This is a genomic window from Synechococcus sp. RC10B2 (assembly GCF_047502635.1).
The window spans coordinates 105,808-124,602 of record NZ_JANSHO010000018.1 but is presented as its reverse complement, the minus strand read 5'-3'; the positions used below and the strand labels follow the sequence as shown (position 1 = coordinate 124,602).

Sequence of the window (18,795 nt, the reverse complement as noted above, 5' to 3'; positions counted from 1 at the left end):
CTAGCTCGGTGCCAGGCTCATCTCTCCACACCAACCCCCCAATACAAGGGGGGTTGTTGCGTATCTCAAGGGGTAACTCTGCAGTCTCTATGGGTGTAGAGGGTGTACGGAATTCCTTCTCCGGGACTATTGGGGTGCTTTCACAGGAGCGGGTGATGGGTTGTTGCGCAAAAAGGGTTGTACAGCTACGAAGCCCAATCCAAAAGAGGCGACTACCAAAAGAACTGCAGCGGCCATCCAAAGCAAAACGGATCCTTGGGATCCGTGATGTTGATCGCGCACCCGTTGGTAGACACTGGTGGCATGAACCTCGCCACCCATATTCTGCATCAACTCTTCCAAGGAGGGAATCTGATAGCCGGCACGGGGGTAAGGAGGCTCAGCAGGAGTGTCTTGACGGGGACGGGGGGGTAGAGTGGAGGGCTGAGATCGGGGCTCAAGGGGGGGGGTGGCAAAGTCAGAGTAAGAGGGAGTTGGATAGACGTTGCCAGGGAAGGGTGAAACCTCGCTGCGAGCTTGGCGTCGCTTGAGGCGATTCAAAAAATCATAGGAGGGAGAGGCTTGGTCATGTTCTGAGGTCAGGCCATCCCCTCGAAAAGGGGCTGCAGCAGCCTCTCTTTCAAGAGCAGCGGCTTGGCTTGTGTCAGCAAGCCGTAGGCTGATTTGCTGTAGGCGCTTCAAGGCCTGGCCCAATTGCCCCTGAAATTCTTGCGCGATGGCAGTAATTTCTCCAGACAATTGTTGATGCAGAGCGCGCAGGCGCTGGTTTTCGGAGGAGAGGCGGCTCACCTGCTGACGGGCAGATTCCAGCTCTTCAGCCACTTGTTGATATACCTGGATTGGCACTGTCCCCGGCCCGGTCTCTAGTGAGGCAGGGGCGCGAAAGCTGCTGTTGCCGGGCAAGCCATTGGGGTTGCCGTTGCGAGCTTCAGAGGGGCTAGAACCCCGAAAGTCGTACTGCATAAGTTGAATCAATCCGTCAGAAAGGATGAAAAGCTGAGGAAGGTGGGCAGGCGGGGATCCCGAACAGACAAGGCCGCAAGGATCACCCAGGGGTAGCGCTGAACACCGACCGGCCGAGGATGCCTAGCGCTATGCTTAGTGTAAGCGGCAATTGCTAACCCAAGCATACCGCTAAGCTTTTTGGATGGGAGCCCCTTTCTAGCAGTTTTTCTCGCCCGCAAGCGTTATTTCGGGATCTCCGAGAGATTGCTCGAGGTGTCGTTTTGATCGAGGAGTTGGGGAATACCCCCCACCCAGTCTGGAGAAGCTGTGGATTCCGACTCTGAAGGGGGAGAGTTCCGCAACGGCCGCTCCAGATCTCGTCGTAGGTGGGTTTCCAACCGTTCCAACTGTTCCAGTTCGGTAACAAAGTCTTTTATACCCTGGAACTTGCGGTACACGGAGGCAAAGCGCACATAGGCAACTTCGCTCAGGCGCTGTAGGCGCTCCAGTACCATCTCGCCAATGCGTAGGGTAGTTACCTCTTGAACGTCTTCCAGTTGCAGTTTTTCTTCGATTTCGTTGACCAACTCCTCCATCTGCTTGACGCTAACCTGGGTTTTTTGGCAAGCGCGCATCACCCCCTGCAAGATCTTGTTGCGGTTAAAACTCTCTCGGGATCCATCCCGTTTAATGACCATGATGGGCATGAATTCGATGCGCTCATAGGTGGTGAAGCGATAGCCACAGGACATGCACTCCCGCCGCCGCCGCACGCTTTGGCCACCTTCTGCCGAACGGGACTCTAAAACACGAATTTCTTGCTTGCCGCAGCGGGGACATTTCATGACGTGGGCTCCTTGAACCAAGTAACACGTGAAGAGAGGGTGCTCCAATTCTAGTGAATACCAGACAGCTAGGCATTGGGGGTGGACTCCCACCAAGCAGCGGCTTGCGCTTGGATTTGGGCCCTCTGCTCTGGCTGGAGGCGATCCAGGTGGGCCAGTACCCCTTTCATTCTTCCCAAGGGAAGCAAAAGGGGCCGGTGGCGCAACAGGAAATCCCAGTAGAAGGTATTGAAGGGACAGGCCCGTTCGCCCACCTTTTCGCTGGGATTGTAGCGGCAATGGCGGCAGTAGTCACTCATTTTGCGGATGTACTGGGCGGAAGCGGCGTAGGGTTTGGTGGAAAGCATGCCCCCGTCGGCAAAGAGGCCCATGCCGATGACGTTGGGCTGCATCACCCAGTCGTAGCTGTCGATGAACACGTCGTGAAACCACGCTTCTACGGCTTGAGGTTGGATACCGCTGATGAGCGCGAAATTGCTGAGCACCATTAGGCGCTGGATGTGGTGGGCATAGCCATGGCGGCGAATTTGCCTCAGGGTGTGCCGCAGGCAGGCCATGTCCGTTTCGCCTGTCCAAAAAAAGTCGGGCAGGGGGCGGTAGTGGCCAAAAAAGTTGGTCTGGGCATAGCCCTGGGGCATTTGGTATTCGTAGAAGCCGCGCATGTATTCCCGCCAGCCCAGGATCTGGCGGATGAAGCCTTCGGCAGAGGGGAGAGGGATCCCGCCGCGATGGTAGGCCTGCTCGGCAGCGGTGATGACTTCTTGGGGGGTGAGGAGCCCTAGGTTGAGGTAAGGGGAAAGGAGGGAGTGGTAGAGGAAGTCTTCTTCGACTTGCATAGCGTCCTGCCAGGGGCCGAAGTGGGGCAGGCGGTGCTGGATGAAGTCCTCAAGCACCTGCAGGGCTTGGGCACGGGTGACGGCCCAGCCAAAGCCTTCCAGGGATCCAAAGTGGTGGCCGTAATGGCGCCGCACTTTCTCCATCACCGCCTGCGGGATGGCGTCGGGGGGAAACGTCAGAGGCGGCGGGTAGCGCCGGCCAGGTTGGGGAGGCTGCCGGTTTTCCCGGTCGTAGTTCCAGCGCCCGCCGAGGGGCTGGGAGCCGTCCATGAGGATGCGGAAGCGTTTGCGCCCTTGGCGATAGAAGTCCTCTAGGAGGAGGCGCTTGCGGCCTGAGGCCCAGTCGATAAATTGGCGGGCTGTCCAGAGAAAGTGGTTATTTTCCAAGACCAGGAGGGGGCAGGGGAGGGCAGACCTCAGCTTTTCCACCTCATCCCGGACGGGAATATCGGTGGGCTGCATGAGGCGGATCTGTTGCAATCGATGTTGCCTAGCCCAGGCTTGCAGGGGTTCGGCATAGTCTTCGGCTTCCGCATAGGTGACGGGGTGGCCGCGCTGTTGCAATTCTTGGGCAAAGTGGCGCATGGCCGACCAGACCAGGACCAGCTTTTGCTGGTGATGGTTGCGGGAGCTGGCCCAGGCGTGGGACTCGACAAGGAGAACGGGAACGCGGTGGGGGGGGAGGGCTGAGAGGGAGGCCAGGGCTGCGGATGCAGTTGATCCGAAAGGATCCAAACTCCTTCTGAACCCGTGGTCGAGACGGTCATGGGGAATTCTGGATAGCTTAGATAGCTGGATCCAGGTTGAGTTTAGCTCTGGGGCAGAACGCTAAAGGGAGGGGATCCAGCCGGCTATGGGCGAGATAGCCAGAAGGAAGGTCCAAAAGGGGCAAGGGATCCCCTTTCTCCAGGTCTGGGCCGGGCTGGGGATGGTGGCGCTGCTGCTGCTGCTGGTTTGGAACTGGAGCGATCCCCTGCCGCCGGCCTGGGATGAGGCGCAGCACCTGTTGCAGGCGCAGGCGTTTGGGGATCACCTGAGCCGGTTTCGCTGGGAAGGGCTGTGGTGGCAGCAGTTTTTGCACTTGAACCAGCGCTACCCGCCTCTGGCCTATTGGTTGGGGATCCCGTTGGCAGCGCTGCATCCGTTTGGCCGGGCCGATGGGCAGTTGCTCAATTTGGTGTTGCTGGGGATCCTGACCCTGGCCACCCAGCGGCTGGGGTGGCGGGCCTATCGCTCTTGGGAAGTGGGCTGGCTGGCGGCAGTGTTGGTGCTTCTCTATCCGGGGATCACGGCTTTGGCTCATGTCTACATGCTGGAGCTGCCGCTGCTGGTGGCGGTTACGCTGGCTTTTTGGGCGCTGTGGGCCTACGCGGAGGAGCCGTCCTGGCGGGGGGCGGTGGGGGTGGGGGCGGGGCTGGCGGCGGTGCTGCTGACCAAGTGGACGGGGGTGCTGTTTTTGCTGCCGCCGCTGCTGGCTGTTCCGCTGGGGGTGAGGATCCCTTGGCCGCTGCGGCTGGCCCACCTGGCCCTGGGAATGGGGGTGACGCTGCTCTTGTGCTGGCCCTGGTATGGAGCTAACTGGCTGTTTGTGCTCAGCAATGGGTGGGCCTATGCCGACACCGCCCACTACTACGTCACCTGTGCGGCGGGATCCCTGTGCTGGTGGACGGCCTACTTGCGCTGGTTGCCCCTGCAGATGGGCCCTTGGCTATGCCCCTTGCCACTGCTGAGCTTGTGGGGATCCCCAAGCCGGCGGGAGGCTCTCCTGTGGGGTCTCTACGGAGGGGGCTACCTTCTCTACACCCTGGTAGCCATTAAGGATGTGCGCTTTACTTTGCCGCTGTTGCCCCTGCTGGCCATCCTCTCGGCAGGAGGGCTGGCCAAGCTTTGGCGCTACTTGGGCGAGCGCTGGGGGGAAAGGGCGCTGCGCCGGGGAGTGGGCATGAGCCTAGCCCTAGGAGCTCTGGCCCTCTTGAACCTGGGGCAGCCCCTCGCTCCCGGCGTGGCTCCGCTCTGGAAAGGGATCCAGATGCGCTGGCAGGGGCAGCACCCTCAACAGGAGCTGACGCGGTGGATTGGATCCCGGGTGCAGCCAGGTTTGACCGCCACCCTAGGCGTTCTTCCCAACACCGAGCTGATCTCGTCGGAAACTCTCAGCTACTTGGCGGCCCTACAGCGCTGGCCCATCACCTTCCGCGGCGCCGGCCAAACCCCCTGGCCAGAGGTGGAGCTGGCGCTTCTGGATGGGTTTGTGGATGCGCCAGGGGAGCAAGGAATTGTCGGCCCCTACGGTCCAGCTAAGGAGCAAATTCGGCAACTCCTAGACAAAAGTCCTGACTGGCAGCAAGAGCATTTTGATCTGCCGGCGGTGGGCCGGCTGTCCACCTACTTCCCCAGCAAGCCCAGGGTTGTGCTGCAAGAGTTGCCCGCTGCGGCAGAGGCGGTGGAGCTGCTAGAGCTCCAGGTCTTGCCAGAGGAAGGGATCCCAGCCTGGCACTTGCGCTGGCAGGGGCCAGCCCAGGACTTGGCGCAAACCCTCGTCTGGGCGCGACTGGAAGATCCCCAGGGGCAGGTCTTGGCCAAGCGGGCCTGGGTGGTGGGACAGAACCGCCTGTTGCCCTACGCCGCCGGCAGTTGGCAGGTGGAGGAGATCTTGGCCTGGCCAGAGCTGGCAACCAAAGAAGGAATCCTCCACCTGGAGTGGCAACCTCCCCAGGGAAGGCGTCGGTCGTTCAGTCAGCCCTGGGAGGGATCCCGCAGCGGGAAAGGGGGATCCCTTATCTCCCCTGGAGATCCCCTCTTTCTCCTACGACAGGCGGCCAAGGCGGCTGTGCAGGGAGATCTCGAGGCCCTCTCCCTTTACCTCAACGCCTGGACAACGTTGCAATATCCAACTTTTCTCACCGATCCGGACCGAGCTTTGATCCGCCAACTGCTGGAGGGAGAACAACACTGGGCAGCCGCCCAGGGCCAGCGGGAAAAGCAGATCCAAAGCCACTACGAGCTGGCGTTGCTGGAGGTGGCTCTGTTGCGGCCGCAAGCAGCCCAGCAGCATTTTGAACAAATTGTCAAGTTGAATCCTGAAGACAACTGGGCACGGGCCTACTTGGCGTTTTTACGGGTCTTTTTTACCCGTGATTTCCAGGGCTTCCAGGGGCTGCGGCAAGAGCTGGTAAATGCTTTTCATCCTCTCTGCCAGAAAGCTGATCTGGATTGGAATTTAGAGGGGATCTGTGCTGCTCTTTTGCAAGAAAATCCAGCTCCATCTGAGAAACCTGAGATAGCAGGAAATCAGCAAAAGCCTTAGCCACAAGCGAAAGGCGCTTGGAGCGCAAATAGACCAGATACCAAAACCCCTGGATGGGAAACTCCTCCACATCCAAAATGGCTAAATGCTGTTGCCACCCCCCTAGAGCCAACACATGCTGGGACAAAACCGAAATGCCTAACCCGCCGATAATGCCCTGGCGAATGGCTTCGCCACTGCCTATCTCCATGCGGATGTTGAGCTTGAGGTTATGTTTGTCGAAGAGCCGCTCCACCGCCATGCGGGTGCCGGAGCCGGGCTCGCGGGCCAAGAAGGGCTCTTGAGCAATACGGGCCAGGGGGATCCGCTTCTGGCCCGCCAAAGGATGGTGAATAGGAGCCATCACCACCAAGGGATTTTCCAGGAAAGGCTGGGCTACCACATCCAGATCCTCTGGCGGCATCCCCATCACGTAGAGGTCGTCCATGTTGTTACTCAGCCGCTCCAGAACTTGCTGCCGGTTTAGCACCTTCAGGGACACGTCGATACCGGGATACTGCTGACAAAACGCCCCCAGCAGGCGGGGAATAAAGTATTTGGCTGTAGTGACCACACCAATGCTCAGTCGCCCTTGTTTTAACCCCTTCAGGTCGGCGAGGGTCATCTCAAATTCGTTCAACTGCTCAAAGATTTTTTGACAAGTTTGGTACAAAGCTTGCCCCGCCTCTGTGAGATAGAGCCGCTTGCCCACCTGCTCAAACAGCGGCAGCCCCACCGATTTGCTCAATTGCTTGATCTGCATGGAAATCGTGGGCTGGGTCAGGTAAAGCTCCTCAGCGGCACGGGTGAAGCTGAGATGACGGGCAGCAACCTCGAAGATTTGCAACTGGTGCAGCGTAATGGCCTTCATGGAGAATCAAGGATCACTAAAGGTTTACTCTTAAATCATAAAACTCAATCTATGACCCTTGGCGAGATTTCCCTGAGAGCTCGCCGGCTCGAGCGGGTCTCCGCGGGCTCTTCTTCTGGAGGACGGAGAGGGACTGGCGAGCCGTTTAGCTACTGTGAGAATGTCGAAGGCCAGGTGCTACCACCCCTTTTTGGGCAGATCTGGAGGAGAAGGGTAAATTAGGATAGGAAGACACGGTTGTGCGGTGTGGAGCAGCGCCTGGTTTTTTCCCGGAGCAGCGCAGATGGCAGTTTACGAAGGCAATTTTGTTCAGACGGGGGATCTGCGTCTGGCCATTGTTATCAGTCGGTTTAACGATTTGATTGCCGGCAAATTGTTGGAGGGGTGCCAAGATGCCCTGAAGCGGCATGGCATCGATGTCAGCTCGGAGAGCCAGCAGGTGGACTATTACTGGGTGCCCGGCAGCTTTGAGGTGCCTATGTTGGCCTGCCAACTGGCGCAGTCCCGCCGTTACGATGCCATCATCTGCCTGGGGGCGGTCATTCGGGGCCAAACCCCCCATTTCGACTATGTGGCAGCAGAGGTGGCCAAGGGGATCGCGGCAGCCAGTTTTCGCACCGGCGTGCCGGTCATCTTCGGGATCCTCACCGCCGATACCCTACAGCAGGCGCTGGAGCGGGCTGGGATCAAGAACAACAAAGGCTGGGAATACGCCATGAGCGCTCTGGAGATGGCCACCCTGATGCGCCAAGTAGCTCCCCTCTTGCAAGGGAGCGACAGGGCTGCCAGCAATGGGGCGGCCTCCCGCCCCTCTCTGCCCGGTGGAGCGGAAGCCCTGCAGCCGGGGGTAACTCTGGAGGGTGCCGCCTACTGACGGCGGGTTAAACGGGTGAGCACCTCGTTGGAACGCTGCACAAAGGCCCGTGCGGCTGCCGGGTCAAAGCTTTTCTGGGTAATCAGCGCCAGATCGTAGATGTGGTTGCAGATGAGGTTGACCAGCTCCGGATCCCGCCCCTCCTCGGCCAGAGCCTGCAGGTTTTGGATCAAGGGGTGGGCGGTGTTGAGCACCAGCGTGTGCTCTTCCAAAAACTCCATTGGCTTCTGTTGCAGGATGGCATTAAGCTCCTGCAGGCGCCGCAGCGCCTCCGGCAGCAGGATCATAGCCGGAACCGACTCCGACTTGAGGGCCTCGGCTTTGATCTGCAGCTTCTCTTTGCCCAAAGCCTGACGAAAGAGATCCACCAGCTTTTCGCTGCGGGTTTTTTGTGTTACCGGGTCGACGAGCTCGGCAGCTTTGTCTTTTTGGATCAGCGTCTCGTCCAGCTCGGAATCCACCCGCTTAAATTGGATCCCTTCTTCCCGATACTCCCGCTCCAGGAAGCTGCTGAAGTGGCTGTCGATCCAGCTATCCAGCATAATGACTTCTAGTCCTTGGGAGCGGTGCAGGTCGATATAGGCGCTCTGGGCTGCCTCGTCGGTGGCGTAGTAAACCCGCTTATTCTGTTTCTCCCGCGTGCGCTCCAGGTACTCTTTGAGGGTCACGTACTCAGGTTTATCGGCAGGGGATCCGGCCAATCGGAAGATGAGAATGTCTTTAATCTGGGCGAAGAACTTGTCGTTGTTCATCGCCCCAAATTTCATGAAGAGGCTGATATCCGGCCAGACCTTGACATATTTTTCGTAGTCTTCTTTGTAGAGCTCGTTGAGGCGATCCGCCACCTTTTTGGCCACGTGATCCCCAATGCGCCTGACGGTACGGTCATTTTGTAAAAAACTGCGGGAGACGTTGAGGGGAATGTCTGGGCTGTCGATGGCGCCGCGCAGAGGCAGGAGGAATTTGGGAATGACTTCTTCGCAGTTATCCTGGACAAAAACTTGGTTGCAATACAGCTTGACCTGACCCTTAGTGGGATCGATATCAGGCCGCAGCTTGGGGAAGTAGAGGATCCCTTGCACGATGAAGGGGTAATCTGTGTTGATGTGTACCCAGAAGTGGGGATCCTCTTGGAAGGGATAGAGGTAGCGGTAAAACTCTAGGTAATCCTCATCCTTGAGCTCAGAGGGAGGAATCTTCCAGAGGGGCTTTTGCCGGTTAATGACTTCTCCGTTGAGTTTAATGGGGACGGGAATGAAGTCGCAGTATTTGCGCACCAATTCGCGGATGCGGCCCGGCTCCAGGTACTCCTCGCTATCCGGGCTGAGGTAAAGGGTAACCGTGGTGCCGATGGCGGAGCGCTGGGAATCGGAAAGGGTAAAAGTTGGGCTGCCGTCGCAAGACCATTTCACAGGGGTGCTGCCCGGCTGATAGGAAAGGGTGTCGATCTCCACCCGCTGCGCCACCATAAAAGAGGAATAGAACCCCAGGCCAAAGTGGCCGATGATCGCCTGTTCTGCGTCTTTGCCTTTGTACTTTTGAAGGAACTCCTCAGCGCTGGAAAAGGCCACTTGGTTGATGTATTTTTTCACCTCTTCGGCAGTCATGCCGATGCCAGTGTCGCTGACCGAGAGGGTCTTGGCCTCTTTGTTGAGCGCAATCGTGATTTCTGGCTCCGGGGGATCCGCCACTTCGCCAGCCAGTTTGGCCATCTTCAGCTTGGCAATGGCATCGGCGGCGTTGGAGATCAGCTCTCGCAAAAAGATCTCCCGATCCGAATAGAGAGACTGCTTGATGATGGGGAAGATGTTCTCGGTGTGGATGGTGATGGATCCCTGTTCCAGCACAGTCATAGATGGCTCAGCACGCAAACAAGCTAGTGCCAATCTACAGAGGCAACAGAGGCCCCGACAAGCCGAACTGTTTCCAGAAATCCGCACTCGCCACCGAACCGGCCCTAGAGCTGAGCCCCTCTGGCCGGACTCTGCGCCTGGTCAATATCGAGGGTAAGCTGCTGGGCCCAATCTTGGCCGATGCGAATGGTGATGTCGGAGTTGAGCACGCCGGTGGATTCCACCCGCAGCTCTCCTAGCCCAAGGGCGGCCCGCACCTGCTTGGCTCCCTCGCGATCCCCGCTTTGGGCGAGGATCTCTGTTTGCGGCAACACCTGGGGGCTGTCTTCGACGGCAAAAACCTGGGTATAACCCTGTCTAACCAGTTCTTGCACCATGCGGCGGGCCATTCCCGGCTTGCCGGTAGCATTTTGCACGGCTATGCGCAGGCGTTGCGGCGGAATGCGGGCTACCTCTGCCTCTAGGCCAAAGTGGGAGACAACCACCCGTCGGATCGCGGCTGGATCCGGCAGCCAATAGCTGGTGGAAAATTCTCCTGGCTGACTGAAGCGGCCCGGCAACAGCACCAGGTCGATGCGATCGCCCCCAGAGGTGAGGACAAACTTGGCCAAGCTCAGAACCTCTTCCCAGGTGAGGTTGGTATCCAGGTGGGTGCGGACGACCTGCAAAACCTTCGGGATCCGAGGCCAAACGGCGGGGGAGAGCAGTTCTCGACTCAGGGCCCGCAGCAGTTCCTGTTGCCGTTGCACCCGACCAATATCCCCCAACCCCAGGTGATCGCGGCGAAAGCGGGCAAAGTGGTGGGCTTGTTCGCCGTTGAGGCGTTGCCAGCCGGGCTCCAGGTTGATGAATAGCCGCTGCGTGTGATCTACGTAGTGCATCGGCTCCGGCACGTAGACTTCCACACCGCCCACCGCATCGATCAGCTCTTCCAGGGCATCGGTATTGAGGCGAACGTAGCGGTCAATCGGGATCCCGCCCAGCAAGGTGCTGACCACCTGGGCCGTTAGAGCTGGTCCACCCACCAGGTTGGCTGCATTGATCTTGGTGACACCAAAGCTGGGCAAGCGCACGCGGGTATCGCGGGGGATGGATAGGACGGTAATCCGCCGCGCTTGGGGATCGAAGCGGGCCAAGAGAATGGTGTCGGTGCGGGTGTTGAGACGCTCCCGTTCTCTGGACAAGGGCAGGGCGGGATCCGGGTTGTCGGTGCCGAGAATGAGGATATGCAACGAGCGATCCAGAGCTGCCGCCCGCAAAGCATCCGGACGGAAGGCTTCTTGTTCGCCGGGAGTGAGGGAAGTGGGGATCACCGGACGGGGCAACATCACAGCCAAGAAGGCGCCGGCGGAGCCCGCCAACACAGCCGTGAATCCCAACAACAGCCAAAGGATCCCCTGGCGAATGGCCTGCTGACGAGCGGCGCGGACACGGTCTGGGCGGGGTGGATAGTGGAAAGAGGACATCAGGTCAAACCGGGCCTCGCGAGCGCCTGCAGGAAGGGGTGTACTGTCTAGGTGGTGTTGCCAACCCCACCAATTCAAGGTCATGTTACCGCATCCTTATTCTCTAGGACTGTCCATACCCAACTTCGGCGAGATGGCAGCTTCCCCGGCGGGATCCCTGCAACTGTTGCTGGCGAAGTCGGAGGTGCACTTGTGGCTCCAAGTCTTGCCGCCGCTGGCGGAGTTGCTCTCTCAGCTTGATCTTCTTTCTCAGGAGGAACGGCAGCGCGCGGAGCGTTTACAGCGGCTGGAGGCTCGGCGTCGCTTTCTGGGTGGTCGTTTGCTATTGCGAACCCTGCTTGGCCGCTACAGCGGCCTCCCTCCCCACGCGATCCCCCTCGGCTACACCACTGCCGGCAAGCCCTATTGGCCGGATCCACCCCTACCGCTGCAGTTCAACCTCAGCCACTCCCACGAGTGGATCCTGGTTGGCTTGACGTTGCAGCGTCGAATTGGCGTGGACCTAGAGCGGATCCGGCCCGTGCCCCGCTGGCAGCGCATTGCCCAGCGCTATTTTTCCGCCGCCGACCAGGCCCGCCTATGGATCTGTCCACCAGCAGAGCGGGAGAGGGTTTTCTTGGAGCTGTGGACGCAGAAAGAAGCTCTCCTGAAAGCCATGGGCGTGGGGCTGGCTGGAGCCAGGATCGGGGCCGGGGATCCCTGTTGGCTGACCCTGCCTCTGCCGGTTGCCGAGGGCTATGTTGCCGCTGTGGCGATGGAACAGCGGGAAGCCGGCGAGGCAGCTCCGACTGTGCGGCTCTATGAAAGTGCCGCTCCCCTGACCCCCACTTGAGCTGCTATCTTGGGTTTCCAAGCTAAGTTTTCAGGGTGTCGCCATGTGGAGTGGGCTGCGTCACTTCCTCATTTTGGGCCTCTGTCTGTGGATTGGGTTCGTCGGGATCCCGCATCCGGCATGGGCGCGAGATCTGTCGCGGCAAACGCCCCAGGACAAAGCTGTCGAGTTAGGTACTGCCGACAACCAGTTGGTCTTTGTGCCCAAAGAGCTCTTTTTTCGCAACGGCAACCTCTATCGTTTGCACTTGAGCAACCCCAGCCAGTTGAAGCACTATTTCAGTGCCAAAGATTTTGCCGATGCCGTTTGGACTCGCAAGTTGGAAGTGGCCGGTGTGGAAATCAAGGGCCAGATCCGAGAACTGGAGCTGAAGCCAGGCGCGGCGGTGGAGTGGCAATTTATTCCTTTGAAATCTGGGGTTTACTCTCTGGTTTGCACCATTCCCGGCCATGCCGAAGCGGGTATGATCGGGCAGATCACGATTGGCGACTAGGCTATCTCCTGGGCTAGGGGAGCAAAAGGGGATAGAAAAGAGAAGAACGCTGCCAGGCAAATCCTTCTATGAGAAACCCCCTCACGTCCCCAGTGCAGCGCTGGAGCCGGCGACCTCAGGCAGCCTCTTCTCGAAAAGCCCAGCCCCCCCTTTCCGAGCGGGTTGTCGGCTACGCCCTAGCGCTTCTCTCCCTCACTGCCGTCCACGGGATCCGCTACTACAACGAGCCGCAACTGACCGTTGGCAGCCGCTCCCCGCAAACGTTTCTCGCCCCTGCAGCGGCAGAGATCGAGGACGTGGAGGCCACCCAGGCCCGGCAAGCCGAGGCGCGACGGCGGGTGGTACAGGCCCTCAAAATCAACAGCGCCGCCAACGAGAGCATGCGGCAAAATCTGGAGGCCCTCCTGGCCGCAGTGGAGGCGATTCGGCAAGAGGCCGGCCCTCTGCCCTACGTTTCCGTTCAGTTGCTCTCCCTGCCTACTCAGATCTATCTGCGCCAACTGCCACCCGAAGAATGGGAGGCCTTACAGGCGGCAGTGCGGGAAACGGCCATCGGCACCCCCTCGACCGCTCCGCCTTTTCCGGCACAAAGGCGTCCGGAGCAGCTTCCCCCCGACCAGCGGGCCAGGCAAGAGCTGGTCCAGGTTTGGCAGCGGGCCTGGTTGGATGGAGCGGCCACTCAGACGGCGGCGACGGATCCCTATACCCAGCTAATTGCCCAGGTGGAGGCGGCACAGCAGCGCTACCAAGGGGCTTTGCCGTCTCTGGAACAGCTCACCCCCCCTGTCCCGGCCACGGTTCTCAACTTGACGGAGGCCGACTGGCAACATTTGCAAAACTTGAGCCGGCGGGTCTTGGAGCGCCTGCAGAAGATAGGCATTGTGGATGGCCTGCCCCGCGAGGTGCGCGCCGAAGGGATCCAAGCCCAACTGGACGATCTGGCCTTTCCGGGCAGTGCCGCCCAGCGGCGGGAGCTGCAGGGGCTGGTCTATCAGTGGCTGCAGCAGGTGCTGATCCCCAATCTGGAGGTGGATCCGCAGCGCACCGAGCAGCGCATTCGCGCCGAGCTGGAAAAAGTTGAGCCCGTCCTGATCTCGGTTGCCGAGAACCAGGTAATTGTGCGAGTGGATCAGGTCATCACCCCCGAGATCTTTTTGATTTTGGATCACTTTGGTTTTACCCAGCGCCGGATCAACATCTGGGGCCTGGTGGGGGTAGCTGGCGTCATGGGCTTGGGCCTGGCTGTCTTCGTGCCTTTGCAGCAACGCTTGCAGCCGGGATTGCGCCGCCGGGATCGGGTGTTGATCCTGATGGTTTCCCTGACTGCTCCCCTGTTGGCGGCCTTGTTCAAGCTGGAGTTCAGCTCTTTGCCGGCGGTGGGGCTGTTGCTGGGCAGTTTTTACGGGGCTGGGCTGGGCCTGGTGGTAGTGGTGGGCCAGGCGTTGTTTTTGCCCTTGGTCTCTGCTGCCAACCTACTCACCTTTGTGCCCTTACTTTCCGGCAGTGTGGTGGCCTGCGCCCTGGCCGGGCGCTCGCGTTCCCGCGAAGAGCTGGCCCTGCTGGGAGGAGGGGCGGCGGCAGTGCAGATGCTCACCTATGCGGCTGCTAGCTTGACCACAACGGGCGGCATCGACCTATTGGCGATGGCCTTGGGGGGAGGGATCACGCTGGGGTGGAGCATTGTGGCCCTGGGGGCCAGCCCCTACCTGGAGCGCCTGTTCGACCTGGCCACCCCCATTCGCCTCATCGAGTTGAGCAACCCCAACCGCACCTTGCTGCGGCGGCTGGCGGCAGAGGCCCCTGGCACCTTTCAGCACACCCTGTTTGTGGCCACTTTGGCGGAACGGGCCGCCCAGAAGTTAAACCTCAACGTGGAGCTGGTGCGCACCGGCACCCTCTACCACGACATCGGCAAGATGTTGCAGGCCCGCTACTTCATCGAGAACCAAATGGGCGGCCTCAACCCCCATACGCAACTGGACGATCCCTACCGCAGCGCCCAGATCATCAAAGCGCACGTCAGCGATGGGCTGCGCCTGGCCAAGCAATACAATCTGCCCACCGCCGTCCAAGCTTTTATCCCTGAGCACCAGGGGACGATCCTGATTGCTTACTTTTACCATCAAGCCCAGATGAAAGCCGGAGATCAACCGGTGCCCGAGGAGCCGTTCCGCTACGATGGCCCCATCCCCCAGAGCAAGGAGACAGGGGTGGTGATGCTGGCCGATGCCTGTGAGGCGGCCCTGCGCAGCATGACCCTGAGCGACGGCTTCGGCCCTGAGGTGGTTGAGCGGGCTAAGGCCGTTGTCCGCAAAATCGCCCAGGCCCGTTGGCAAGATGGCCAACTGGTCGATAGCGGTCTGACGCTGCGGGATTTGGAGGTGGTGGCAGACGCTTTTGTGGAGGTGTGGCGGGAATCCAACCACGAGCGCATTCCCTACCCCAGTCCTGCCCCTGCCCTGCCCTCGCCTGAGTCCGACGCTGCCCAGGCCCAGATGCCCGTGCTGATGACTCCTTCAACGGGATCTCCCTAGCCTCGGCGAGCTGAGTAGGTCGAGAAAAGTCTAGTCCCAGAGCTCATCCATCGGTACGATAAGGGATCATTTGCGCCGGTGGCGCGTGGCGCTGTTGCGAAGCGACACAGCTCCAAGTTTGACCTGCACTCAAGCTCTCCGCTTAGGATCCGTTACCCTCGTTTTTGGATGGCCTGCTGAATGCCTCATGTAGCTCCTGCTTCGTCCACCCATCTGCAAGCTTCGGCAGTCCCTATTCAGATCCCGCCGCTCTCTCAACCCAGCTCTGTCCAACTTTCGCTGGTCGTTCCCACCTATAACGAGGCCTCCAGCATTTGCAGCCTGATCCGGCAGTTGTGCGCCCACCTCGACACGATTCTACCGGGAGCCTACGAGCTGATTGTGGTGGACGACAACAGCCCGGATTACACCGCCAAGTTGGCCCAGGAACTGCAAGAGGAGCTTCCCCAACTCAAAGTTATCTGCCGCCAGCGGGAACGGGGCCTGGCCACGGCTGTGTTGCGCGGATGGCAAGCGGCCCGCGGCGAGGTGCTGGGGGTGATGGACGGGGATCTGCAGCATCCGCCGGAGATCATTCTCAAGCTATGGCCTGCCATCCAAGAGGGAGCAGACCTAGTGGTGGGCAGCCGCTACGTGGGGTCGGGGGGGGTGAGCCACTGGAACCTGGGCCGGCGCCTCGTCTCTCGGGGAGCTCAAGCCATCGGGCTGGTTTTGCTGCCAGGGGTTTTTAGGCGGGTGTCGGATCCGCTCAGCGGGTTATTTCTGGTCAGACGCCAGGCCATTGCCGGGATCCCGCTCAGCCCCAAGGGTTACAAGCTGCTGATCGAGGTGCTGGCACGGGGCCGGGTGACAACCATTGCTGAAGTCAGCTACATCTTTCAGGAGCGCCAAAACGGCGAGAGCAAAATTCAACTGCAAACCTGTCTTCAGTATCTCCACCATCTCATTCACCTGCGCTTCTCGCTAGGGCAGGTGGGAGCCTTTTTGCGCTTCAGCACAGTCGGCCTGTCAGGCACGGTGGTGGACATGGTTTTGCTCTATTTGTTACACGACCCGGCCAACTTAGGATGGGATCTCATCACGAGTAAGCTGATCGCTTCGGAAATGGCCATTCTCAATAACTTCCTGTGGAACGATCTGTGGACGTTTCGCCATGTTACCCGATTGCAGCCGGGCCTCTCGAACCGCCTGAAGCGGCTGGCCAAGTTTAATATGATCTGTTTGATCGGCCTGTTTCTTAACTCTTCGCTGGTGATTTTGCTGAGCGAGCGCTTGGGCATTCACTATCTGTTGGCCAACTTAATTGCGATCGGTATTGTTGTATTCTGGAACTTCTACCTCAACTCCAAGCTGAGCTGGAAAAGTGCAGAGGCTAAGCTGGATCCCGGGGGCGACAAGTCTTGAGCGTCTGGTTATTTCAGACCCAATTAAGACACTCCTGAAGCGCTCTGCTCCAGTGCCCTCATCCTCAACTCCTCTCCCAAGGAGTTAAGGATCGGCTTCTCGATCGGTTCCATTGCCATTGGATAGAGATCAGGCCATGTCAAGGGGAATTGGGACGGATCCCCTCTAGGGTGATGATCTCCTGGATAACCGAGCGAACCACAGGAGCCGCCGTTGTCGATCCGAAGGCATCTTCTCCCCGCGGCTCGTCGATCACGGCCAAGATCACGTACTGGGGGCGAAGGGCGGGGAAATAGGCCACAAAACTGGTGATGCGCTTGCCAGGCAGATAGCCTCCCCGCGGCCCTGCCTTTTGGGCCGTGCCCGTCTTGCCGCCGATTTCATATCCCTCGATCTTGGCCGATTGCCCGGTGCCAAAATCCACCGCATCTCGCATTTGGATGCGCACCGCCAGGGTAGCCTGCTCCGACAGCACCCGCACCGGCTGGGGTTGCGGGGATCCCCAAACCAAGGTGTCTGTATCCTTTTCGACCAGACCGCGCACCACGTGGGGCCGCACTTTCAGCCCGCCGTTGGCGATGATGCAGTGCAAGGTGGCTAACTGCAAAGGCGTGAGGGCCAATCCCTGGCCAAAGGCGACGGTGGCCCGCTCCACCGGTACAGTTACAAATTGCCGCAGGGGCTTCAGGCGGCTGGGCGGCTCAAAGGGCAGATCGACACCGCTGCGCTCGTTCAATCCCAGCCGCAGGAGGGCATGGTAGTACTGGCGGGGATCCAGCTTTTGCATCAGGTGCACCATGCCTACGTTGCTAGACAGGCGCAGAACCTCGGTAACGCTCAGCCAGCCATGGGCACCCCGCTGGCGGTAGTCGTGGTTTTGGATGGGCCAGCGACCAATCCAGATCTGCCCCGCGTCGTAGACCCGTTCGTTGGCCGTGAAGGCGCCGGCATCGAGCCCAATGGCGATGTTGATGGGCTTGAAGGTGGATCCCGGCTCGTACAAATCCGTAACAGCCCAGTTGCGAAAAAGGGCAGGGTCATACTCGAAGTAGCGGTTGGGATCGTAGGTGGGCTCGCTCACCAGGGCCAGGATCTCTCCCGTGTGAGGTTGCAGGACGATCACCGTGCCCCGTAGGGCTTGAAACCGTTCCAGTTGCGTTTTCAGGGCGGCGCGAGCAGCCCTTTGCAGCCGCATATCCAGGGTGAGTTGCAGCACCGTCTCGTGGGATTGCAACAGTCCTTCGGGCACTTCGGCCGCCAACAACTGGCCGTAGCCGTCGCGGGGAAGGGTAAGGTGCTGAACCGTCCGCTCCAGCAAGACCTGTTGAGAGTACTCCAGCCCCGCTTGGCCGCGGTGATCCAGATCCACATAGCCCACCACTTCGGCGGCCATTTCCTTCTGGGGATAGACCCGCTGCCGCTCGCTCACCAGCTCCAGGCCGTCCAGATACAAGGCCTGAATTTGAGTCGCCACTTCCGGCGACAGCCAGCGCTCCAGCCGTACCGCGTGAGTGGCCGACAACTGCTGGGTCAGTTGCTCAACTGGCCGCCGCAGCAGAGGGGCCAGAGCAGTGGCAATCTCCTGGGGGGTACGCTTGCCGAAGAGGCGGGGATGGGCCCAAAGGGTATAGGCAGGGCGATCTACAGCCAACAGCTCCGCCTGCTGCCGAGCTAAGGAGTGGCGGTCCACAATCGAGCGGCGGGGGATGAAGGGCCGGAGCTGGGCCCGCTGCTGGGCCTCGGCCCGCTTTTGTAAGAGCGGGCCCTGGTGATGTTGTAAATAGACCAAACGTGCCCCCACCCCCACCAGGGCGACAGCCAGAACCAGGCCCACCGCCGCGATGCGAAAGTTTAGTTGTCGGACTGTCGGGATCCGCTCCCCCAAAAGCCACGCCAGCCGGGATCCCTGGGGCCGGTGGCTGGGCGGCCAAGGGGGCCAAGCAGGTCTGCCCCGCTGCCGTTGGGCAAGTTGCCGGCTTCTCTGTCTGGTCTGCAAAGGTTGCTGGCCCAAACCGGCTCCAGACCTGTCTTCCACTGCCACTCCTGTGTAGATACCACCGTTAGTTTGCCGCCCATCGCCTTGTCCGGCCAGCTTTCGCCTCATTGGGTGGAAAATCCCTGTTGACGCAACGCTTCAAAGAGGGCGATCGCCACCGCATTGCTGAGATTGAGGCTGCGCACCGGCCCGCTCAGGGGGATGCGCACACTGGGATAGGTTTCCAAGAACATAGGATCCAGGCCACGGCTTTCGCTGCCGAACACCAGCCAGTCTCCTGGCTGATAGGCCACCTCGGTGTAGAGGGCCTTGCCGCGCACGCTAAAGCACCAGAACCGCGCCTCGGGGTGGGCTTGCACCAGAGCAGACCAAGAGGGATAGCGATGCAGTTGGACGTGCTCCCAGTAGTCCAGCCCCGCCCGCCTGAGGTAGCGATCCGAGAGGCGAAACCCCAAGGGATCCACCAGGTGGAGGGGCGTGCGGGTAGCTGCACAGGTGCGGGCGATGTTCCCCGTGTTGGCCGGGATCTCCGGAGCTACCAAAACAACATGGAAGGGCAT

13 protein-coding genes are annotated in these 18,795 nt (G+C 60.0%); 5 read left to right on the top strand and 8 right to left on the bottom strand.

Features of this window, described 5'->3' with window-relative positions; genetic code table 11:
* Window positions 1–126: 126 nt before the first annotated feature.
* The 4 genes from NW855_RS03470 to NW855_RS03455 form a co-directional block, all read right to left on the bottom strand.
* Entirely contained in the window at window positions 127–963 is an 837-nt protein-coding gene (locus NW855_RS03470) for a hypothetical protein (protein ID WP_240530337.1), read from the bottom strand.
* 224 nt (window positions 964–1,187) lie between these two features.
* A complete protein-coding gene (nrdR, locus tag NW855_RS03465) occupies window positions 1,188–1,790 on the bottom strand; it encodes a transcriptional regulator NrdR (RefSeq protein ID WP_011429961.1) in 603 nt (200 codons plus the stop codon).
* A gap of 68 nt (window positions 1,791–1,858) precedes the next feature.
* On the bottom strand, window positions 1,859–3,361 hold the full coding sequence (locus NW855_RS03460; protein ID WP_414508346.1) for a cryptochrome/photolyase family protein: 1,503 nt from the start codon (window positions 3,359–3,361) through the stop codon (window positions 1,859–1,861).
* 2,393 nt (window positions 3,362–5,754) lie between these two features.
* A complete protein-coding gene (locus NW855_RS03455) occupies window positions 5,755–6,783 on the bottom strand; it encodes a LysR substrate-binding domain-containing protein (RefSeq protein ID WP_414402550.1) in 1,029 nt (342 codons plus the stop codon).
* A 283-nt stretch (window positions 6,784–7,066) separates the two neighbouring features.
* On the opposite strand from NW855_RS03455, the gene ribH reads away from it, so the two are divergent.
* A complete protein-coding gene (ribH, locus tag NW855_RS03450; RefSeq protein WP_011429957.1) occupies window positions 7,067–7,657 on the top strand; it encodes a 6,7-dimethyl-8-ribityllumazine synthase in 591 nt (196 codons plus the stop codon).
* Here ribH and htpG read toward each other — a convergent pair.
* Together htpG and NW855_RS03440 are read right to left on the bottom strand one after the other, a co-directional pair.
* Window positions 7,651–9,510, bottom strand: coding sequence for a molecular chaperone HtpG (gene htpG / locus NW855_RS03445; protein ID WP_099812233.1), 1,860 nt, complete (start codon window positions 9,508–9,510; stop codon window positions 7,651–7,653). The genes ribH and htpG overlap by 7 nt on opposite strands.
* Window positions 9,511–9,614: 104 nt before the next feature.
* Window positions 9,615–11,060, bottom strand: coding sequence for an LCP family protein (locus NW855_RS03440; protein WP_414402549.1), 1,446 nt, complete (start codon window positions 11,058–11,060; stop codon window positions 9,615–9,617).
* Window positions 11,061–11,109: 49 nt separating this feature from the next.
* On the opposite strand from NW855_RS03440, the gene NW855_RS03435 reads away from it, so the two are divergent.
* From NW855_RS03435 to NW855_RS03420, 4 genes are all read left to right on the top strand, one after another.
* Window positions 11,110–11,808 carry a 4'-phosphopantetheinyl transferase family protein gene (locus tag NW855_RS03435; RefSeq protein ID WP_240527694.1) on the top strand — a complete coding sequence of 233 codons (699 nt, stop codon included), beginning with the start codon at window positions 11,110–11,112 and terminating at the stop codon, window positions 11,806–11,808.
* Window positions 11,809–11,851: 43 nt separating this feature from the next.
* Window positions 11,852–12,301, top strand: coding sequence for a plastocyanin/azurin family copper-binding protein (locus NW855_RS03430; RefSeq protein WP_011429953.1), 450 nt, complete (start codon window positions 11,852–11,854; stop codon window positions 12,299–12,301).
* A 68-nt stretch (window positions 12,302–12,369) separates the two neighbouring features.
* Entirely contained in the window at window positions 12,370–14,835 is a 2,466-nt protein-coding gene (locus NW855_RS03425) for an HD family phosphohydrolase (protein WP_011429952.1), read from the top strand.
* Between the two features lie 180 nt (window positions 14,836–15,015).
* Window positions 15,016–16,239, top strand: coding sequence for a glycosyltransferase (locus tag NW855_RS03420; protein ID WP_414402548.1), 1,224 nt, complete (start codon window positions 15,016–15,018; stop codon window positions 16,237–16,239).
* Window positions 16,240–16,378: 139 nt separating this feature from the next.
* Here NW855_RS03420 and NW855_RS03415 read toward each other — a convergent pair whose 3' ends face one another.
* Window positions 16,379–18,343: a peptidoglycan D,D-transpeptidase FtsI family protein gene (locus NW855_RS03415; protein WP_240527906.1), complete on the bottom strand. Its 1,965-nt coding sequence runs from the start codon at window positions 18,341–18,343 to the stop codon at window positions 16,379–16,381.
* Window positions 18,340–18,795 carry a tRNA (cytidine(34)-2'-O)-methyltransferase gene (locus tag NW855_RS03410; protein WP_011429948.1) on the bottom strand — a complete coding sequence of 152 codons (456 nt, stop codon included), beginning with the start codon at window positions 18,793–18,795 and terminating at the stop codon, window positions 18,340–18,342. Before NW855_RS03410 ends, NW855_RS03415 begins: the two co-directional genes overlap by 4 nt.